Genomic DNA, 18526 nt, shown 5'->3' on the forward strand with positions numbered 1-18526 from the left:
TACAACATGAAAAGTATCAAATTTTACCTCGCTTTTGCTATTGCTTTAAGCTTTGTTTTTAATTGTTTAGATGCGTTTGCACAAATCAACTCAAAACAAAAAACAGCTTTTCAAACCAGCAGCCCCTGGCGGCCGGAAATTGATGTACGGTCAGATATTGCGATTGTTTACGGTACAAATGACCGTCCGGGGATGACCTTTGAAGAGCGTGTAAAAACTTGGCGGGACCATGGTTACGAGGTGAACTTCATGACCGGCATTGCCTGGGGCGAGTATTTTGATTACTTTTTGGGCAAATGGGACGGCAAGAACCACCTTGGCGTTGGCCAGGTAACCATCAAAGGCGATACGATTATGCACGGTAAAAACATGCCTTACGTTGTACCGGTACAATCGTTTATCGATTATATGGAAACGGCTGTTGTAAAAAGGGTGATCGATGCCGACATCAGCACCATATTTTTGGAAGAGCCGGAATTTTGGGCACGCGCCGGTTATAGCGCGCCGTTTAAAGAAGAATGGCAAAAATATTACGGCTTCCCCTGGAAACCGCAGGACGCATCAGCAGAAAATACCTATCTGTCGAGCAAACTAAAATATCATTTATATTTTGATGCCATAAAACAAGTATCTGCCTACGCCAAAGCTTACGGCCAAAGCAAAGGCAAGGAAGTTAAGGTTTTTATACCGACGCATTCCCTGGTCAATTATTCCTCCTGGCAAATTGTAAGTCCAGAAGCAAGCTTGGCATCGTTGCCGAGTATTGATGGTTACATCGCCCAGGTTTGGACGGGCACGGCACGCGAGCCGACTTATTTTAATGGTGAAAAAAAAGAACGGGTTTTCGAAAATGCTTTCCTGGAGTATGGCTCGGTTGTTTCCATGACCGCGCCGACCAAGCGAAAAGTATTTTTACTGACAGACCCAATCGAAGACCGTGTACACGATTGGAGCGATTACAAACGCAACTATCAGGCAACTTTTACCGCCAAACTTTTATACCCGATGGTTGCCGATTATGAAGTAATGCCCTGGCCGGAACGCATTTATACACACCCTTATCCTGTTCTTGGCAGCAACGAAAAAACGCTGATCCCAAGGTTTTATTCAACCCAAATGCAGGTTATGGTCAATGCGCTGAACAGTATGCCAAAATCAAACAACAAGGTATCGGGCGTAAATGGTATTGGCGTTTTGATGGGCAATACCTTGATGTTTCAGCGATTTCCAACCCATGCCGGATATGAAGACCCGCAATTTTCCAATTTTTACGGGCAAACATTTCCGTTGTTAAAACGCGGCGTGCCCGTGCAAACCGTGCACATGGAAAACCTTGGTTATGCGGCTTCTTTAAAAGACATCAAGGTTTTGGTGATGAGCTACTCGAACATGAAACCTGTATCTGCCGAAGTGCATACCGAATTGGCCAATTGGGTAAAAAAAGGCGGCGTGTTGATTTACTGCGGAAAGGACGACGACCCTTACCAATCCGTAATGGAATGGTGGGACACCAATGGAAACAAATTTACCGCCCCATCGCAGCACTTGTTTAAATTACTGGGCATCAACCCAACAAAAAATAACCAACATTTTAAAGTTGGCAAAGGTGCGGTTTATGTTTCGAGGCAAAACCCAAAAGACTTTGTAATGCAGCCAAACAACGACAATGTGTTTGTTGATTTGGTGAAGCAGGGTTATGAGGATGATGCCAAAGCAGGAAAATTGTCGTTTAAAAACAGCTTGTACCTGGAGCGCGGGCCATACGATGTTGTTGCCGTACTGGATGAAAACAGCGACAGCAAACCATACCAAATAAAAGGGCCGGTTATCGATTTGTTCGACCCGCAATTGCCGGTGCTTGCCCAAAAAAGCGTGAACCCTGGCGAGCAATCGTTGTTATATGTGGTAAACCGTGTCCCTGATAAAACAAAACCGCAGGTTTTAGCTTCCGCATCGCGGATTTATAACGAGGAGCGGACGGCCAACAAATACAGCTTTGTGTGTAAAAGTCCGATAAACACTACCAATTCCATGCGCGTATTGTTGCCTGCAAAACCGAAAAATGTTTCGATTACCAACAATAAAGGCGAAAAGGTCAATGAAGTAAAAACCTCTTGGAACGCATCTTCAAAAACATGCTACCTAAGCTTTGATAATAATCCTGACGGCATAAAAGTCGATATTACCTGGTAATGTTTATTTGAAACTTTCTGATCCGATTTAAGATTGTCCGATGCTTCTTTTATCACATAAAAATATATATTGCAATAATTCTTTTGTGCGGGATAATTTTTCAAACATCAATTTTTATTTTTTAAAAAGAGGCATCGTGGTTTATTAAATTTAACAGGTCCTTATCCCCAAAATGAAACTGAAACCCTTGATTTCCATGATGCTGTTTTTACCAGGCAATTTTTTGTTTGCGCAGCAACCCGATCTGGTAAAATATGTAAACACCTTGCAGGGTACAAATTCCAAACAGGAGCTGACGCATGGAAATACTTATCCAACCACCGCTTTGCCTTTTGCCATGCACACCTGGACACCACAAACCGGCAAAAACGGCGACGGCTGGAAATATCAATATTTTAAAGATCATATCCGCGGCTTTCAGCAATCGCACCAATGCAGTTCGTGGACGCGGGATTACGCTGTTTTTTCTTTGATGCCCGAAACTGGAAATTTGGTAGTGAACGAAAATGAGCGGGAAGTTAAATTTAGCCACAGCAACGAAACCGCAAAACCAAATTATTATAAAGTTAAGTTTGACAATCAGATCGTTACCGAAATTTCCCCTTCAGAACGCGGCGCACACCTGCGTTTTACTTTCCCCAAAGGGAAAAAAAGTTACCTGATTTTAGACGGTTATACGAGGCTTAGCGGCGTAAAAATCTATTCGAAAGAAAACAAAATCACCGGCTGGGTAAACAATGGGGAAGGTTTTAAAGCAGGCTGGAAAAGTTTTCTTGTGCTGAGGTTTGATCAGCCGATCAAGTCTTTTGGAACCTGGGACAATAAAACCAACACCGTCCACGCAGATTCTGTTGCGGCAGAAGGTTTGGGCAAAGGCGCTTATGTTGAGTTCAAGTCCGGCGAAAAAGTACAGGTAAAAACAGCATCGTCCTACATCAGCGTAGAACAAGCCGAATTAAACTTAACAAGAGAATTAGGCGCAGATAAAACGCTGGAACAAACCAAGGCAAAAGCGGCAGCGGTTTGGAACAAATCACTGGGGAAAGTTTTGGTGGAAGGCGGAAGCGAGGAAGATAAAGCCACTTTCTATTCCTGCTTTTTCAGGGCGAGTTTGTTTTCAAGAAAGTTTTATGAGTTGGACAAAGACGATAAACCCTATTATTTCAGCCCTTACGATGGTAAAATTCATTCGGGCTACATGTTTACCGACACCGGTTTTTGGGACACTTTTCGCGCCCAATTTCCTTTGAACACTATTTTGCAAACCGAAATGCAAGGCAGATATATGCAGGCTTTGCTGGCTGCTTACGAACAATGCGGCTGGCTGCCGTCGTGGTCTTTCCCAAGTGAGGCCGGAAGTATGATCGGCAACCATGCCATTTCTTTACTCGCCGATGCCTGGGCAAAAGGCATCCGCACTTTTGATCCGAAGGAAGCTTTAAAAGCTTATCTGCATGAAGCCATAAACAAAGGGCCATGGGGGCCGTCAAACGGGAGGGACGGATGGAAAGAATACTATGAACTGGGCTACGTGCCCTATCCAAAATACCGGGAAGCTACTGCCAAAACCTTAGAATATGCTTATGACGATTTTTGCGGATATAAGCTAGCCAAAATGACGGGCAATGATTTTTATGCAAACATTTTTGTCAGGCAGATTTATAATTACCGGAATGTGTACAACCCGAAAAACAAGTTTATGGAGGGAAAAAATGCCGAAGGGCAATGGAAACCAAACTTTGACCCTGACGAATGGGGCGGCCCTTTTACAGAAGGAAATGCCTGGCACTGGCAATGGTCGGTTTTTCATGACATTCAGGGTTTGATCAATTTGATGGGCGGCGACCAAAACTTCACCGCCAAACTGGATTCTGTTTTTACAGAACCAAACCGGGTAAATACGGGCTCTTATGGCGGGATGATCCACGAAATGACGGAAATGGTGGTGGCCAACATGGGGCAATATGCACATGGCAACCAGCCGATACAGCACATGCCATATCTGTACAATTATGCCGGCCAGCCCTGGAAATCCCAGTTTCATGTACGTGATATTATGTACAAACTCTACAATTCATCAGAAAACGGCTATCCCGGTGATGAAGACCAGGGCCAAACTTCTTCCTGGTATGTACTGAGCGCACTTGGATTTTATAGCGTTACCCCAGGCACTGATGAATATGTAATGGGCAGCCCGATGTTCAAAAAAACAACGATCACGCTGGAAAACGGCAAAAAATTTATCATTGACGCACCGGCAAACTCCAGGGAAAACGTTTACATCAAAACGGCCAGTTTAAACGGAAAACCTTTTGACCGGGATTTTTTAAAGCACAGTGAAATAACCAACGGCGGGATTTTAAAACTGGAAATGAACAACAAACCGGCTGTAAACCGTGGCATTGCCGAGGAAGACAAACCTTTTTCGGTATCGCAGCCAATGCTTCTTTTATCACCTAAAAATCGTTAAAAATCAAGTTCGAGTAGCACAGGACAATGATCAGAATGCTTGGCTTCCGGCAAAATATATGCCTTTTTCAGGTGAGGGATTAAAGCGTGCGTGGCTAAATTATAATCAATCCGCCAGCCCAAATTTTTGCCGCGCGAACCAGCGCGAAAACTCCACCAGGTATAATTATGCGGTTCTTTGTTGAAATGCCTGAATGTATCTGTAAAGCCGGATTCGAGCAGTTTTTCCATCCATTCGCGCTCTTCGGGCAAAAAACCGGAACTGTTGGCGTTTGATTTCGGATTGTGGATATCGATCGGTTTATGGCAGATGTTGTAATCGCCGCAAACCACCAACTTCGGGAAAGCCCATTGGAGTTTATGCAGATAATCGCCAAATTCATCCAGAAAACGAAACTTAAAAGCCTGCCGCTCCGCGCCGGATGAGCCCGATGGAAAGTAAACGCTCATCACCGAAAGTTCTTCAAAATCAACACGTAAACAACGGCCTTCAAAATCAAAATCCGGGATGCCGCAGCCATATTCCACATGCACTGGTTTTTGCCTGGTAAAAACAGCAGTGCCGCTGTAACCCTTTTTTTGCGCCGGAAACCAGAAATGTTGATAACCCATTTGCTCCAGCAAAAACAGTTCGCTTGGGATGACCTCCGGCGAGGCTTTGATTTCCTGCAAACAAACCACATCAGCATCCGTGGCTTGCAGCCAGGCGAGCCAGTTTTTGCTGATGGCCGAGCGGATTCCGTTAACGTTGTAGGTGATGATTTTCATGGGTATGAGGTGTGGGGTTTGAGGAAAAAAGCGGAAGATGAAAAGGTTTGAAGACTGACTCGGCTCGTTTGCTAAAGCCTGATACCTCTAACCTCGTACCTAATCGCTCAAAATCCTATCCAGCCGCCTGCATTCTTTTTTCTTGAGCAAACTAACGGTCATTGGCACGTTTTGCAGCGGCCGGTCGTGTGCATCTTTTTTAACAGCGGCAATACGGTCAACCATATCCAAGCCAAAAACAATCTCGCCAAAAACCGTATAATTCTGGTCTAAATGCGGTACGCCGCCAACCGATTTATAAATTTCCCGTTCAGAAAGCGGGATTTTTCGTCCTTTTAAGCGCGTTTGTTCTAATTTATCCAGCTGCTCATCGGTAAAGCGTTTGCCTTCCACCAAATAAAACTGCGTGGCACTGGAAGCTTTGGTCGGGTTGTCATCGCGCGCAGCGGCAAGCACACCTTTTTTGTGGAACAGGCTGTCGCGGATTTCGGCATCAACTTTATATTTTAAATCGCCATCGCCCAAAGCTTGTCCGGGTTTGGCATTTTTAGAATCCGGATCGCCGCCCTGGATCATAAAATCCTGGATCACGCGGTGAAATAATGTTCCGTTGTAAAAACCTGCTTTGATTAGTTTGATAAAGTTGTCGCGGTGTTTAGGCGTTTCGTTATAAAGCCGGATAATACATTCGCCATAATTGGTTTTGATCCGGACATATTGGTTTTTAGGTGGTTTGGCGAAAAGGCTGAACGTTAAAAAAAGTAGGGTAAAAACAGTAGCGAGTTTTTTCATGGGAAAAGAAATTATGTTGATGGCTGCATCGTTCATGGTAAATAGTCAGTGATTTTGGCTAATAGCCGGAGCCTCACACCTCAAATATCTTCCTCCTCAAAGTAATTGATCACCAGAGATTTCATTACCATTTCCTGTTCCATCAAGGTATAATTCGGGATCGTTTTTACCAGTTTCCAGTGCGGCCAGCCATCCTGGTCCAAACCTTCCAGTTCGTAAAAACCAAGCTGACTGAACAGTTTGCAGGTGGCAATGTGCATCAGTTCTTCCTTTTGGCGTTTGGTAAATTTTTGCGGCCCTTTGCCCAGTTCCTGCACGCCAATTAAAAAAAGCATCACTTTGATATCCGGCACGTCCGAATCAAAATCCTGTGCAATACGGTTTTGTAGGGCGGTCCATTTCTGGTTTGTTTCAGCAGCGGTCATGCTGGCAAATATAAGGTTTGGCTTAAGTTGAAACTGACAAATTTAGGTCGATAAAAACAGCATCATCTGCCTGTCATTACATTGTTACAGCTAAATACCGCCAATCAGCATACCTCGCCATAACTAAAGATGGTTTTTGATGAAAAAAACATAAAAATAAAGGATATTTGCAAAATGCTTAACGCAAACAAGGTATTTTGAACAAACGGAAAGCACCTATAATTTTGGCCCGGCTGCTGCTGCTGTTTTTTGCAGTTGGGCAAATTATTGTTTTTGCGCACCAGCATCATACCAAATACAGCATTTTATCGGTTCGTCATAATCATTCGCAGCATCCGCAGGTTGTTCATGAAAGCTGTAGTCTATGTGATCAGATGCACCATGCGGCAATCAGCTATGTGGGCACCCCGGATTACAGCACTGTTTTAACACCTGTATTTCGGCTTTACACTTACGCGCGGCAGCACTATCTGGGCAATGCGCTGGTTCATGCTGATGGCCTTTCCCCGCCTGCAAAAGTTTAATTTTTGAATTCCGGTTTTCAAATTCCGGACAATTTATTTACTAAACTTTCCAAAAACGAATTTTCTTTACGATGAAAATAAAGCTATTTAGCGGCTTATTATGTTTATTTATAAGCTTCACAACCATTTTAAATGCCGCAGTAAAAACCCATAATGATGAAGAAGCCATAGGAAGCCTGTCCGGCACGGTAACAGACAAAGCAGATGGCAGCCCTATCTTTGGCGCCTCTGTAAGTATCCCCGATTTGAGGACCGGTACTTCTACCAACTCAAAAGGGCAATATACCTTAAACCGTGTGCCTAAAGGTATTTATATAGTTCAGGTCAGTTATCTGGGTTATGCTACAATTACCCAACGGGTAGATTTCTCAAAGACCAGTGTGTTGAACATTCAGTTGCAGCTTTCTGCTATCGAATCCGGTGAGGTTGTGGTTACCGGCGTAAGCAGGGCCACAGAGATAAAAAGAAGCCCGATACCATTGGTTGCTGTTGGCAAGGAATATTTAGACAGGCGCGCTGCATCAGGAAATATCATTGATCAGATTGCTAATTTGCCCGGCATCAATGCGGTTACTACAGGCCCGAATGTATCTAAACCGTTTATTCACGGTTTGGGCTACAACCGGGTAGTTACTTTGCAGGACGGCATACGCCAGGAAGGCCAGCAATGGGGAGATGAGCACGGGATTGAAGTAGATCAAAACGCTATCGACCGGGTAGAAATTATCAAAGGGCCGGCCAGTTTAAGCTATGGTTCTGATGCGATCGGAGGCGTTGTTAACCTGATTTCTCCCACACCAGTGCCGGAAGGGAAAATTTTAGGCTCTGTACAGGGGCTTTACGGGACAAACCAAAGTTTGTTAAACGGTTCATTCCGCTTATACGGCAATCAAAACGGTTTGGTGTGGGGAACGGTGATATCTGCTAAAGAAGCAAAAGATTACCAAAACCAGCATGACGGCCGCGTATATGCTACCGGTTATCAGGAAAGGGATGCCCGTGTAATGGTTGGCCTCAACAAATCCTGGGGCTATTCTTATTTCCACGCTTCTTTATATGATGACTTGCAGGATATACCTGATGGTAGCCGTGATTCTGCAACCCGACAGTTTACCAAGCAAATCACAGAAGACGATATGTTCCGGCCAATTGTATCTGCCTCTGAATTAAATTCATATCATATCCCAACCCTGCATCAGCATGTGCAGCTTTACCGGATTTACAACAACAGTAATTTTGTTTTGGGTAATGGCAACCTGATTGTTAACCTTGGCTACCAGTTTAGCCACCGCCGGGAATATACACATCCGGAAGATGCCGATATTGCCGGCCTAAACCTGCATTTAAGCACTTATACTTATGATGTTAAGTATAACTATGTTTTTGCAAACGGCTATGATGCCACTGTTGGTGTTAATGGCCAATATCAGAACAATACTATCGGCCAGGCTACAGATTTTCCGATCCCTGCCTATCACCAGTTTGATGTGGGGCCGTTTGCGATCGTTAGAAAGTCTTTTGGCAAGTTAGACCTTTCGGCTGGAGTAAGGTATGACGTCCGTACTTTTAACGGCCAGGCAGCTTTTATTGATACTTTAAGTAATAAATATCCGCAATTGTATGAAGGAAATAACCCAACCACGGCACCAGGCGTATCAGAGCAATTTACAGCCTTAAACAAAACGTTCTCCGGTTTTTCCGGAAGTTTTGGCGGAACTTACAATTTTTCTGATGCGTTTTTATTAAAGGCAAATATTGCAAGAGGTTTCAGGGCACCAAGTATTGCCGAGCTTTCTGCCAATGGCCCGGACCCTGGTTCACAGATATATCATGTTGGCAACAGCACTTTTAAACCGGAGTTTAGTGTGCAGGAAGATGTTGGCGCTTTTCTTACTTTGCCAAGTATTTCTGCAAGTGTTGAACTTTTTAACAACCATCTTGAAAATTATATTTTTCAGCAGCAGTTGTTAAACCCTGATGGTTCGCCTGCAGTTAACCCTGCATTTCCGCTATATAACATTTTCACTTATGTGCAAAGCAAGGCACGTATCCAGGGCGGCGAAATCAGTCTGGATGTTCACCCTTTGCCATGGCTGCATTTTGAAAATTCGTTAACGCTAACCTATGGACGGAATTTGGGCAGTGGCGGCAACGAACCTGATAGTTTAAAATACCTGCCTTTTATCCCTCCTTTGCACACACATTCTGAACTTCGGGGAAGCTTTAACAAAGGGCTTGATCATTTTAAAAACCTGTATGTTTTTGTTGGCTTTGATCATTACAACGCGCAGGACCGTTTCTTTTCAGCCTACGGAACAGAAACCTATACCGCCGGTTATAATTTATTAAGTGCCGGCATTGGCGGAAACCTGACCAATAGTAAAGGCCAAACATTAGTAAGGTTGTTTATTGAAGGCAGAAACCTGACCAACGTAAATTATCAATCCAACATGAGCAGGTTGAAATATTTTGACAATGGTAATGTGCCTGCCGGTGTTCAGCCCGGTATTTTCAACATGGGCCGTAACATCAGCTTTAAAGTGATCGTACCGTTTGATCTTTCCCCAAAAAGCAAACAAATTTAAAACAGGTTGCCTGCGCAAAGTTTCGCGCTTTGTAAGGATTTCTCAGGCAGATGCTTCTTTTATCAACCCAAATTTAGGCTGGTAAAAGAAGCATTTTGCTTATATATAAAACGTTGGTTGCCGTGCTGTTTTTATCGCCCCAAAAATGTATATTTGATTATGCACATCGCCGAACAGAAAAAATACACCGAAGCAGATTATAATCTGCTGGAAGAAGGCGCACCTTTTCAACTCATTAACGGAGATTTAATCATGTCGCCAGCCCCAACTTCTTATCATCAGATTTTATCAGGAAGGTTTTATTATTTAATTCAAACCTACATCGAAAAAACCAATAACAATGGCATCTGCCTCTATTCGCCAATCGATGTTCGGCTTGATGAAGAAAATACTTTTCAGCCCGATTTAATTTATATTTCTGCAGAAAGAAAAACCGAGCTGCTGCAAAACCGGATCATGGGCGCACCGGATTTGGTGATCGAAATCCTCTCTCCATCAACCGCTTATTATGATTTGAAGCAGAAAAAAGATGTTTATGAACGTTTTGGTGTGAAGGAATACTTGATTATTGACCCAATCAAAAAAGATGCTGAAGATTATTTTTTAGAAAACGAAGAATTTATGCTGAAGCAAAAAGAGAAGCAAAACGGGACAATTACTTTATCCACTTTGCCGGGTTTGCAGATTGATCTGCAAAAACTGTTTTCCTGATGCTGTTTTTATCGGCATAAAAACAGGATCAATATCACTCCACGCCTTTAACCTTCATCTGCAACAGATACAGATTTTCTGAAGCCGTAATCAACAATTGATCGCGGTTTTTACCGCCAAAGCACAGGTTGGCCGTCCATTTTGCGGGCACATCGATATGCTCAATTTCTTTTCCTGCGGCGTTAAAAACCGTAATCCCGTTTCCGGCCAGATACAAATTTCCCTGGTTGTCCAGCGTCATCCCGTCAGCTCCTTTTGGTGCAAAAAGTTGCCGGTTGGTCAGCGATCCGTCGGCTTCAATTTCATATTTATAAGTTTTATTAGCTTGAATATCTGCCACATACAGCTGTTTCCCATTCGGCGTGCCCACAATTCCGTTTGGTTGTTGCAGATCATCGGCCACCAAAACCAATTTTATTTTCCCTTTTGGCAGATAATACACTTTCTGGCCATCCAAACCGGGCTTTTTCCGCGCCCAGTAATCGCGCTGGTAATACGGATCGGTGATGTAAATGCCGCCCTTCACGTCCACCCACAAATCATTCGGGCCGTTCAATAATTTTCCGCCTAAATCTTTCACCAAAACTTTTATTTTCTTTTTTGGGGAGATTTGCCAAAGCTGATCGTGTTCGTCCGCACAAGCGATCAGGTTGCCTTTTTGATCAAAATACAAACCGTTGGAACGGCCGCTCCTGTCCATAAAAACAGAAAGTTTGCCGTTCGTACCGTATTCCCAGATTTTGTCGTTTGGCTGATCAGTAAAAAAAACATTGCCTTGCCGATCAACCGCCGGGCCTTCGGTAAAGCCGAATTGTTTGGAAACGAGCTGCAGCTTTTGCCCGTTTGCAATTACAGCCGATTTTGCAACGCTTGTGTCTTGCGCGCAAACCGCAGCCGAAAAAAAGAGGGCCAAAAGAAGCATGTATATGGAGGGCATACTGTTTTTACCGGTGTTTTTTGGGTGAGGTTTGTCAGTCATGTCATAATTGTTTCACCGCTTCAAATTAACCATCTTTCTTTCGGATAAAAACCTGCGTAAAAAAATATACTTGCAAAACCGGTCGAACACGTAAACGGTGTGTAATTTAACGCCGGATTGCAAGGCGATAAAAAGCAAACAGCCCTAAAAAAGGTTGATAAAAGAAGTATGGACGAGGAAGCAAAACCCGAATTATATGTAGTGGGCGCCGGACCGGGCGACCCGGAATTGATTACCTTAAAAGCGTACAAATTGCTGCAGCAGGCCAAAGTTATTTTGTATGATAACCTGGCCAACAAACAATTGCTCGATTTCGCCCCAAAAAACTGCGAAATGATTTACGTAGGCAAGCAGCCGTACGGCGAATACACGCCTCAGGAAAAAATCCTGGAACTGATCAAACATCATGCTTTTGCCAGCGGGCAGGTGATCCGCTTAAAAGGCGGCGACCCGTTTATCTTCGGCCGTGGTTTTGAAGAGGTTTTATTTGCCCGGGAAAACGGCATCAAAACCTATTTTATCCCAGGCATTACGAGTATGCAGGCTTCCGGTTTTGAAGACATCCCGCTAACGCACCGCAATTTGAGCGAAAGTGTTTGGGCGATCACCGGCACCAAAAAAGACGGTTCGCTTTCTGCGGATTTGCGCCTGGCCATGCAAAGCAACGCAACCGTTGTGATTTATATGGGCATGAAAAAACTAACTGAAATTGCGGCAACTTATGTAGAAGCTGGAAAAGGAACAGTTTCGGCAGCCATCATCCAACATGCTTCTTTGCCTTATCAAAAATCGGTAAAAGGTTTGGTAAAAGATTTGGTGGAGATGGCGGAAAAAGATAAACTGACTTATCCGGCGTTGGTGATAATCGGTGCGGTGGTTGGGATTGCTAATCGTGGATAAAGGCAAAAGAGGTGAGTTTTTGTCGCATAAAAGAAGCATGAAAAACAGTTCAGGCAAATTTCAAAAGCCTCTCAATGCAAAGCCTTTTTAATTGCCGCTTCCGTTACTTCCGCCATAATTTTGTAACCGGCCGCGTTCGGGTGCACGCCATCCAGTGTAAGTTCTGGCTTTTGCCCGTTTCTGCTATCTGCCAAAGGTGTAAAATAATCTAACAAAACCAAGTGTTTTTCCTTCGCGTAAGCTTCAATCAGCTTGTTTAAAGTGATGATTTTTCCGGCAGGCTCAATGCCTTTTCGCCAGGGATATTCAAACACGGGCAGGTAAGCACAAAGGATAGCTTTGATGTGGTGCCGCTTGGCCAGTTCGGCCATGGATTTAATGTTGTCCATAATGCTTTCCATTGTTATGTGGCCTCTGTTTGCGGCAATGTCGTTGCTCCCGGCCAAAATAATAACCGCTTTAGGTTTCAGGTCGATCACGTCCTGCCTGAACCGGATCAGCAATTGCGGCGCAATTTGCCCGCTGATGCCTCTATCCACATAATTTTTATTTTCAAAGAATTCAGGCATTAAAACCGGCCAGCGTTCAAAAATAGAGCTTCCCAGGAAAACCACCCGTTTATCACCTCTGGCAGGCGCAGGCAAGGCAGCGTTTTTCGCTGCGTAATGGTGCAGATCAGCCCAGTCGTCCTGGAAATCTTCTTTAACAGATATTGCAGTGGCGGCGTGCTTTGAAGTATCGGTTTGCTGCTGGCCAAAACTGATAGAAACGAGGAACAGCAGAATTAATGTTAAATTGATTTTCATGCTTTAAACGCTACAATTTGATGGTTTTTAAAGGAGATAAAAATGCCGATCACACCAGCCGTAATACAAATATCGGCACGTTAAAAATACCAGTGCGCAGGTTTTGAATGCCTAAGTTCATGAAATCGGTTACATGCCGGTCATTAAAAATACGGTCAATAATATTTCCGATTCCTCCCGCAAAAATCAAAGCAAATGATAAAAGCCGGAGCCAATTAAATTCTTTGATATGGATGACCGTGTAAAAAAACAAAGCCAGTAAAAGCAGCAACGGCATAACGCTCAGCAAGATAAAATTATAAGGCTGCGGCAAACCTGCGCCTAAGCTTAGCGCGGCCCCGGTATTTTCTGCATATTCCAGCCGAAAAGTATCATGAAAATAGGAAGCCGGTTGCTGATCTGCCAAATGTGTTTTGGCCAGCTTTTTCGTTACCTGGTCGCAACTAATCAAAGCAAAAGAGGTTAGGCAAAAAAGCAGTATTTTAATTTTCGATTGCATCACATTTTTGGTTTTAGTTCGATCCGGGTTTGTGCTTGTACTTTCAAATGCTTCTTTTATAGGCAAAAATTTGGTGTTTAAAACTACGGCTTTACCACGTCCTTTTCCACCAAAACCAAATCTTTCTGCTCCAGTTCTTCTTTTCGGGTTTGGTGGTTTAAAAACTTTCCTTTTAAGCGAGTTACCAAATAATCATCAAAGCTTTTGGCCGGTTTTATTTTCCAGCCTTTTGACTTTAATTGGTTGATGTGTTCCGGCGAAGCATACAACAAATAAGGTTTTTTCGGAAGGTTTCCTTTGCCGTCTTCATTCACCAAAAAAAGCGGCTGGTGCAGGTAAAATTCCAAAGCGTGCCTGTATTCTTCTTCCTGCAACTGCGCAACCGGGAATTTCGATAGACTGTTTTTATCGATATAAAATGCAGCTTCACTGCCGGATTGATATTTTAAAAGCGACGGATAAAAGTTAAGGTTGAGGAAAAGATTGATGCCAATTGACACCAAAACCGATTGGAAAAGCAATTTATATTTTGGCGAGAATGCTTCTTTTACCGATACAAAAATGAACAGCGCAATTGAAAGCAGCAAAGATAAAATGGTTAAAAAAGTGATATTTTCTGCCTGATAAAAATATTGTAAAAGGAGGATGATCGAAACCAGCAAAACCAAAACTGCGGTTTGTGTAACACGAATTGCCCGCCAGCCTTGTACTGTTTTTATGCTGATTAAATACTGCGCCGTTAAGACCGCAAAAAACGGAAAAACGATGGTAATGTAATGCGGCAACTGAAATTTGGAAGCCGAAAAAACCAGGAACGTAAGCAGCGCGCCGCTAATGCAAAACCATTCTTTTTTCTGCCGGATTGAATTGCTAAAAAACTGAAATAAAGCAATATATAATAATACTGACCAAGGGATAAATGCCCATAAAATTGTATGGAAAAAGAAAAACGGATCGCCGTGGCCTTTGATTGGCCCGCTGTTGAAAAAGCGGCCGAACTGGCTGTCCCAGAAAAAGAATTTAATGCCCGAAACGTGGTGCTTGTTAAAAACCAATTTTTCGGGATGCAAATCAAACTGTTGGTACAAACAATAAATTTCGGGCACTAAAAACAGTATCGTTAAAACAAAAGCCAGCAGCCAGCGCCAATGGAAAAATTGCTTCCAGTTTTTAGTGAAGATAAACTGGCCGGCAAAAGCACCAAAGATCGGAATCAGCGCAAAAATACCTTTCGTCATCACGGCGCAAGCGGCAAACACGCAACCTAAAACCAATTGCCAGATGCTGTTTTTATCAAGTGTTTTGTAGAAATGATAAACCGAAGCGATGATCAAACCGGTTAAATAAGGTTCGGCGCGCACATCGTTGTTGGAAATGATGAGATGTTCGGAAGTCAGCAAAATCAAAACCGACCATAACGCAATTTCCTGATTATAAAGCCTTTTGCAGAACAAATACGTGTAAACGCCGCCCATCAGCACAAACAAAATGGCTGGCAATTTGTAAGCCCAGGTTGTAAAACCAAATAAATTGAAGGACAAAGCCGTAACCCAAAACGGAAAATGTGGTTTGTCCAGCCAGTCTTTCCCTTGCGAAAACAAATTCACGTAATCGTGTTTCAGCACCATGGTTTTGGCGATGGTGGCGTAAAGCGGGCCATCCAAACCTAAAATCGGTACAAAAAGTCCGCTGAAATTGAGCAAAACCGCCAGCGCAATAAAAAAATAAAGCCAGTTATAATGCGGTTTTGAACTTTCGGAAACCATAATTTTAAAGCGATGCTGTTTTTATCGGGTAAAAATCTACTTCAGGAAAACCTCTGTGGCACCGTAGCCAAATTTCTCTTTTCGGGCATCGGTAAATGTTTTTACCTGCGGATGTTTGCTCACCAATTTATGGATTTCGTGGCGTAAAATGCCGTTGCCAACGCCATGAATAAACACAACCGACGGCAGCTGGTGCACAATGGCCGCGTCCAGCGTTTTCTGGAAACGCTCCAGTTGCGTTTTGATAATGTCGCTGCTGCTTAAAAATTGATAATCTTCGCGCAGTTTTTCGATATGGAGATCAACTTCTTTGAAAGGTTTTTCTACCACTTTTTTTTCCTCCGCAGATTTAAAAAAGCTTTCTTTCAATTTTTCGGCATCCACTTTTACCTCACCCAAATCCAGCTGAAACTGCCAGCCTTGTTGGTTTAAAAGGTGCACAGCCGTTTTTGACCCGGCAAAATCCTTCGCTCTAAAACGTTCGTTATAAATTAACGGATCTAAAAAATCAGCGTTTTGTTTGCTGTGATATAACAGCTGAAAAATAAATTTCGGCCAGATCGAAATATCCGGCAACGCGGCAGAAAACACTTTTACAGCAGTTTTTGGGGCGATCAACCCGGCAAATTCACCTTTGTATTCCTGGTTTTTTTCCGTGCTAAAAGAAGCAAGCAACGTATAAGAAGTGTTGTTGATCAGATGAAACTGCACCACAGAAGTTACCTGTTTTTCGGGGATGGCGGCCAGATAAATTCCTTTGGCCACAAATTCTGCCGAAGCTTCTTCAACTATAATTTCCTGCTCTTTGGCAGCGGCAATTTTGGCTTCGCGGCCATGTACCGAAGTAACTTTGGAAGCCAAAACCGGTATTTCAAAATCATCGTCGCCGGTTACGCCGATGGTTTGTTCATCAATGATCCGCGTGATAAAACCTTCCCGTTTCTCTTCCACAAAACGCACAAAATCACCTAATTTATATTTCATAACTGTTGATAATGGTATAAGCAAAATATATTTTCTGCATAAAATTAAGGATAAAAAGGCCGCAGTCAGGCACAAATGACGGATTTAAGCAGTAATATTGGGGCAGCCTGTAAGTGATCAAAAGGAAATATTTTGCAGATTTCTGGTATCTTGCCTAACAAAGCCGCTCCGTTTTTGCTTATAAGCTTACCGCAGCAATGCTTCTTTTATCCACTAAAAATTATGTTGCACGTAAAATCCTTCGCCAATAACCCTTATTACGAGAATACGTATCTGCTTTTTGACGATACGCTGGAATGCGTCATTATCGACCCCGGCATGTACACCCGCGAAGAGCAAAACAAGGTTGCTTCTTTTATCACCGAAAATTTGCTGAAACCGGTTTTGCTGCTGAACACGCATTGCCATATCGACCATGTGCTGGGCAATAAATTTATTTTTGACCAATATGGATTAAAGCCACAGTTCCATGAAGGCGAACTGCCTTTGCTTTCGGCGGTGCCAGGTTATGCGCCGCAAATGGGCATCCGTTATCAGGTTTCGCCTTTGCCGGATACGTTTTTGCCCGAAACCGGAACGATCAACTTTGGCGAAACCGAACTGAAGCTGATTTTTGCGCCCGGCCATTCGCCTGCGCATTTGTGTTTTTATGCGGAAAATGAGCATTTGCTGATTGGCGGCGATGTGCTTTTCCGCGAAAGCATTGGCCGTACAGATTTGCCCGGTGGGAACACCGAACAACTCATCAAAAATATCCGCAAAAAACTGTTTGTTTTGCCGGATCAGGTAATTGTGTATCCCGGCCACGGCCCGGAAACCACTATCGGTTACGAAAAACAATACAATCCGTTTTTAACCTGAACAACAAAAAAAGTATCATAAAAGAAGCATCACCAAAAATTGAACACCTCTGCATTTATCGCCCGGCGTTACCTTTTCTCTAAAAAATCAACCAACGCCATCAATATTATTTCCGGTATTTCTATGCTGGGCGTGCTGGTTGGAAGTGCCGCGCTGGTGCTTATTTTGTCGGTTTTTAATGGAATTGAAACATCAGTACTTGCTCTTTATAGCAGTTTTACACCTGATTTAAAAGTGCTTCCTGCAAAAGGAAAAACCTTTGACCCGCGAACATTACATTTAGATAGTTTACGAAAACTGCCAAATGTGCTTTCGATAACTGAAGTGCTGGAAGAAAAAGTGCTGCTACGCTATGGCAAAGGGCAATTTATCGGCACAGTAAAAGGCGTGAGCAACGATTTTTTAAAAAACCCGAGTTTAGACAACACGCTGCAAATGGGTTCTTTTACGCTGGAAGAAAAAGGCGAAAATCTGGCTGTGATCGGTGCTTCAGTGGCGATTAGTTTGGGCATCAACATTAAAGACCAATCGGCCATGCTGCAAATTTATTCGCCGCGGCACAATATGGTTAATTCGTTTAATCCGATGGACGAATTTGTGCTAAGAAGCATTGCACCTTCGGGTGTTTTCTCCGTTTTACAAGATTTTGATGATATCGTGATTACGCCGCTCAGCTTTACCAGGGATTTGCTGGACGAACCGGTCAAAATTTCTTATGTAGAACTGAATTTGCGTGGCAACATCGACCCAAACAAAATACAGCGGCAATTGCAAGGTAAGTTTGGCAAAAATTTCGTGATCAAAAATCGGCAACAGCAAAACACATCGCTTTATAAATTACTTAATGTTGAAAGATGGGCAGTATTTTTAATCCTCACTTTTGTGCTGATTATTGCCATTTTTAACATTATCGGTTCGCTGACCATGCTGGTGATCGACAAGCGGAAAGACATTGCCATTTTAACCAGTCTGGGTGCGGATAAAACCCTGATCCAGCGCATTTTCTTTTTTGAAGGAATGCTGATTACGCTGGTTGGCTGCCTTGCCGGGATGCTGGCCGGTTTGGTTTTTGCGCTGCTGCAGCAAAAGTTCGGCTTTATCACGATGGGCGGCAGCACCATGGTCCAGCCTTATCCGGTTACGTTAAAAGCAAGCGATTTTTTATTGGTTTTTATTACCGTAAGCGGTATTTCTGTGCTGGCATCGGGCATTAGTGCCCGTTTAAGCGTGCAAAAACTGGATGAAATTAAACAGGAACTGTAAC

16 protein-coding genes are annotated in these 18526 nt (G+C 43.3%); 8 read left to right on the top strand and 8 right to left on the bottom strand.

Annotated features, from left to right (window positions below; genetic code table 11):
- Positions 1-6: 6 nt before the first annotated feature.
- Together ACOFKR_RS01730 and ACOFKR_RS01735 are read left to right on the top strand one after the other, a co-directional pair.
- On the top strand, positions 7-2193 hold the full coding sequence (locus tag ACOFKR_RS01730) for a hypothetical protein (RefSeq protein WP_419802308.1): 2187 nt from the start codon (positions 7-9) through the stop codon (positions 2191-2193).
- Positions 2194-2365: 172 nt separating this feature from the next.
- On the top strand, positions 2366-4663 hold the full coding sequence (locus ACOFKR_RS01735) for a GH92 family glycosyl hydrolase (protein WP_419802309.1): 2298 nt from the start codon (positions 2366-2368) through the stop codon (positions 4661-4663).
- On the opposite strand, the gene ACOFKR_RS01740 is transcribed toward ACOFKR_RS01735, so the two are convergent.
- The 3 genes from ACOFKR_RS01740 to ACOFKR_RS01750 form a co-directional block, all read right to left on the bottom strand.
- Positions 4660-5430 carry an exodeoxyribonuclease III gene (locus tag ACOFKR_RS01740; RefSeq protein ID WP_419802310.1) on the bottom strand — a complete coding sequence of 257 codons (771 nt, stop codon included), beginning with the start codon at positions 5428-5430 and terminating at the stop codon, positions 4660-4662. The genes ACOFKR_RS01735 and ACOFKR_RS01740 overlap by 4 nt on opposite strands.
- A 99-nt stretch (positions 5431-5529) precedes the next feature.
- The gene (locus ACOFKR_RS01745) at positions 5530-6222 is read right to left on the bottom strand and encodes a peptidylprolyl isomerase (RefSeq protein WP_419803603.1); all 693 of its coding nucleotides are present in this window, start codon (positions 6220-6222) and stop codon (positions 5530-5532) included.
- Between the two features lie 80 nt (positions 6223-6302).
- Positions 6303-6647 carry a hypothetical protein gene (locus ACOFKR_RS01750; RefSeq protein WP_419802311.1) on the bottom strand — a complete coding sequence of 115 codons (345 nt, stop codon included), beginning with the start codon at positions 6645-6647 and terminating at the stop codon, positions 6303-6305.
- Positions 6648-6844: 197 nt separating this feature from the next.
- Here ACOFKR_RS01750 and ACOFKR_RS01755 point away from each other — a divergent pair, with 197 nt between their 5' ends.
- From ACOFKR_RS01755 to ACOFKR_RS01765, 3 genes are all read left to right on the top strand, one after another.
- Entirely contained in the window at positions 6845-7171 is a 327-nt protein-coding gene (locus ACOFKR_RS01755; RefSeq protein ID WP_419802312.1) for a hypothetical protein, read from the top strand.
- A 71-nt stretch (positions 7172-7242) separates the two neighbouring features.
- A complete protein-coding gene (locus ACOFKR_RS01760) occupies positions 7243-9756 on the top strand; it encodes a TonB-dependent receptor (RefSeq protein WP_419802313.1) in 2514 nt (837 codons plus the stop codon).
- A 159-nt stretch (positions 9757-9915) separates the two neighbouring features.
- Positions 9916-10467, top strand: coding sequence for a Uma2 family endonuclease (locus tag ACOFKR_RS01765; protein WP_419802314.1), 552 nt, complete (start codon positions 9916-9918; stop codon positions 10465-10467).
- Between the two features lie 34 nt (positions 10468-10501).
- Here the strand turns inward: ACOFKR_RS01765 and ACOFKR_RS01770 are convergent, their stop codons facing one another.
- Positions 10502-11446, bottom strand: a complete 945-nt coding sequence (locus ACOFKR_RS01770) for an SMP-30/gluconolactonase/LRE family protein (RefSeq protein WP_419802315.1) — start codon at positions 11444-11446, stop codon at positions 10502-10504.
- 168 nt (positions 11447-11614) lie between these two features.
- On the opposite strand from ACOFKR_RS01770, the gene cobA reads away from it, so the two are divergent.
- Positions 11615-12346: a uroporphyrinogen-III C-methyltransferase gene (cobA, locus tag ACOFKR_RS01775; RefSeq protein ID WP_419802316.1), complete on the top strand. Its 732-nt coding sequence runs from the start codon at positions 11615-11617 to the stop codon at positions 12344-12346.
- Between the two features lie 71 nt (positions 12347-12417).
- Here the strand turns inward: cobA and ACOFKR_RS01780 are convergent, their stop codons facing one another.
- From ACOFKR_RS01780 to ACOFKR_RS01795, 4 genes are all read right to left on the bottom strand, one after another.
- Complete coding sequence (locus tag ACOFKR_RS01780; RefSeq protein ID WP_419802317.1) at positions 12418-13152, bottom strand: SGNH/GDSL hydrolase family protein; 735 nt, start codon at positions 13150-13152, stop codon at positions 12418-12420.
- A 49-nt stretch (positions 13153-13201) separates the two neighbouring features.
- Complete coding sequence (lspA, locus tag ACOFKR_RS01785) at positions 13202-13651, bottom strand: signal peptidase II (protein WP_419802318.1); 450 nt, start codon at positions 13649-13651, stop codon at positions 13202-13204.
- 83 nt (positions 13652-13734) lie between these two features.
- Positions 13735-15417, bottom strand: coding sequence for an ArnT family glycosyltransferase (locus ACOFKR_RS01790; RefSeq protein WP_419802319.1), 1683 nt, complete (start codon positions 15415-15417; stop codon positions 13735-13737).
- A gap of 36 nt (positions 15418-15453) precedes the next feature.
- A complete protein-coding gene (locus ACOFKR_RS01795) occupies positions 15454-16401 on the bottom strand; it encodes a Smr/MutS family protein (RefSeq protein WP_419802320.1) in 948 nt (315 codons plus the stop codon).
- A 222-nt stretch (positions 16402-16623) separates the two neighbouring features.
- On the opposite strand from ACOFKR_RS01795, the gene ACOFKR_RS01800 reads away from it, so the two are divergent.
- A complete protein-coding gene (locus tag ACOFKR_RS01800; RefSeq protein WP_419802321.1) occupies positions 16624-17262 on the top strand; it encodes an MBL fold metallo-hydrolase in 639 nt (212 codons plus the stop codon).
- Positions 17263-17301: 39 nt separating this feature from the next.
- Complete coding sequence (locus tag ACOFKR_RS01805) at positions 17302-18525, top strand: FtsX-like permease family protein (protein WP_419802322.1); 1224 nt, start codon at positions 17302-17304, stop codon at positions 18523-18525.
- The last annotated feature ends 1 nt before the right edge of the window (position 18526 follow it).

The organism is Mucilaginibacter sp. (genome assembly GCF_965201005.1).
Taxonomy (GTDB): Bacteria; Bacteroidota; Bacteroidia; order Sphingobacteriales; family Sphingobacteriaceae; genus Mucilaginibacter_A.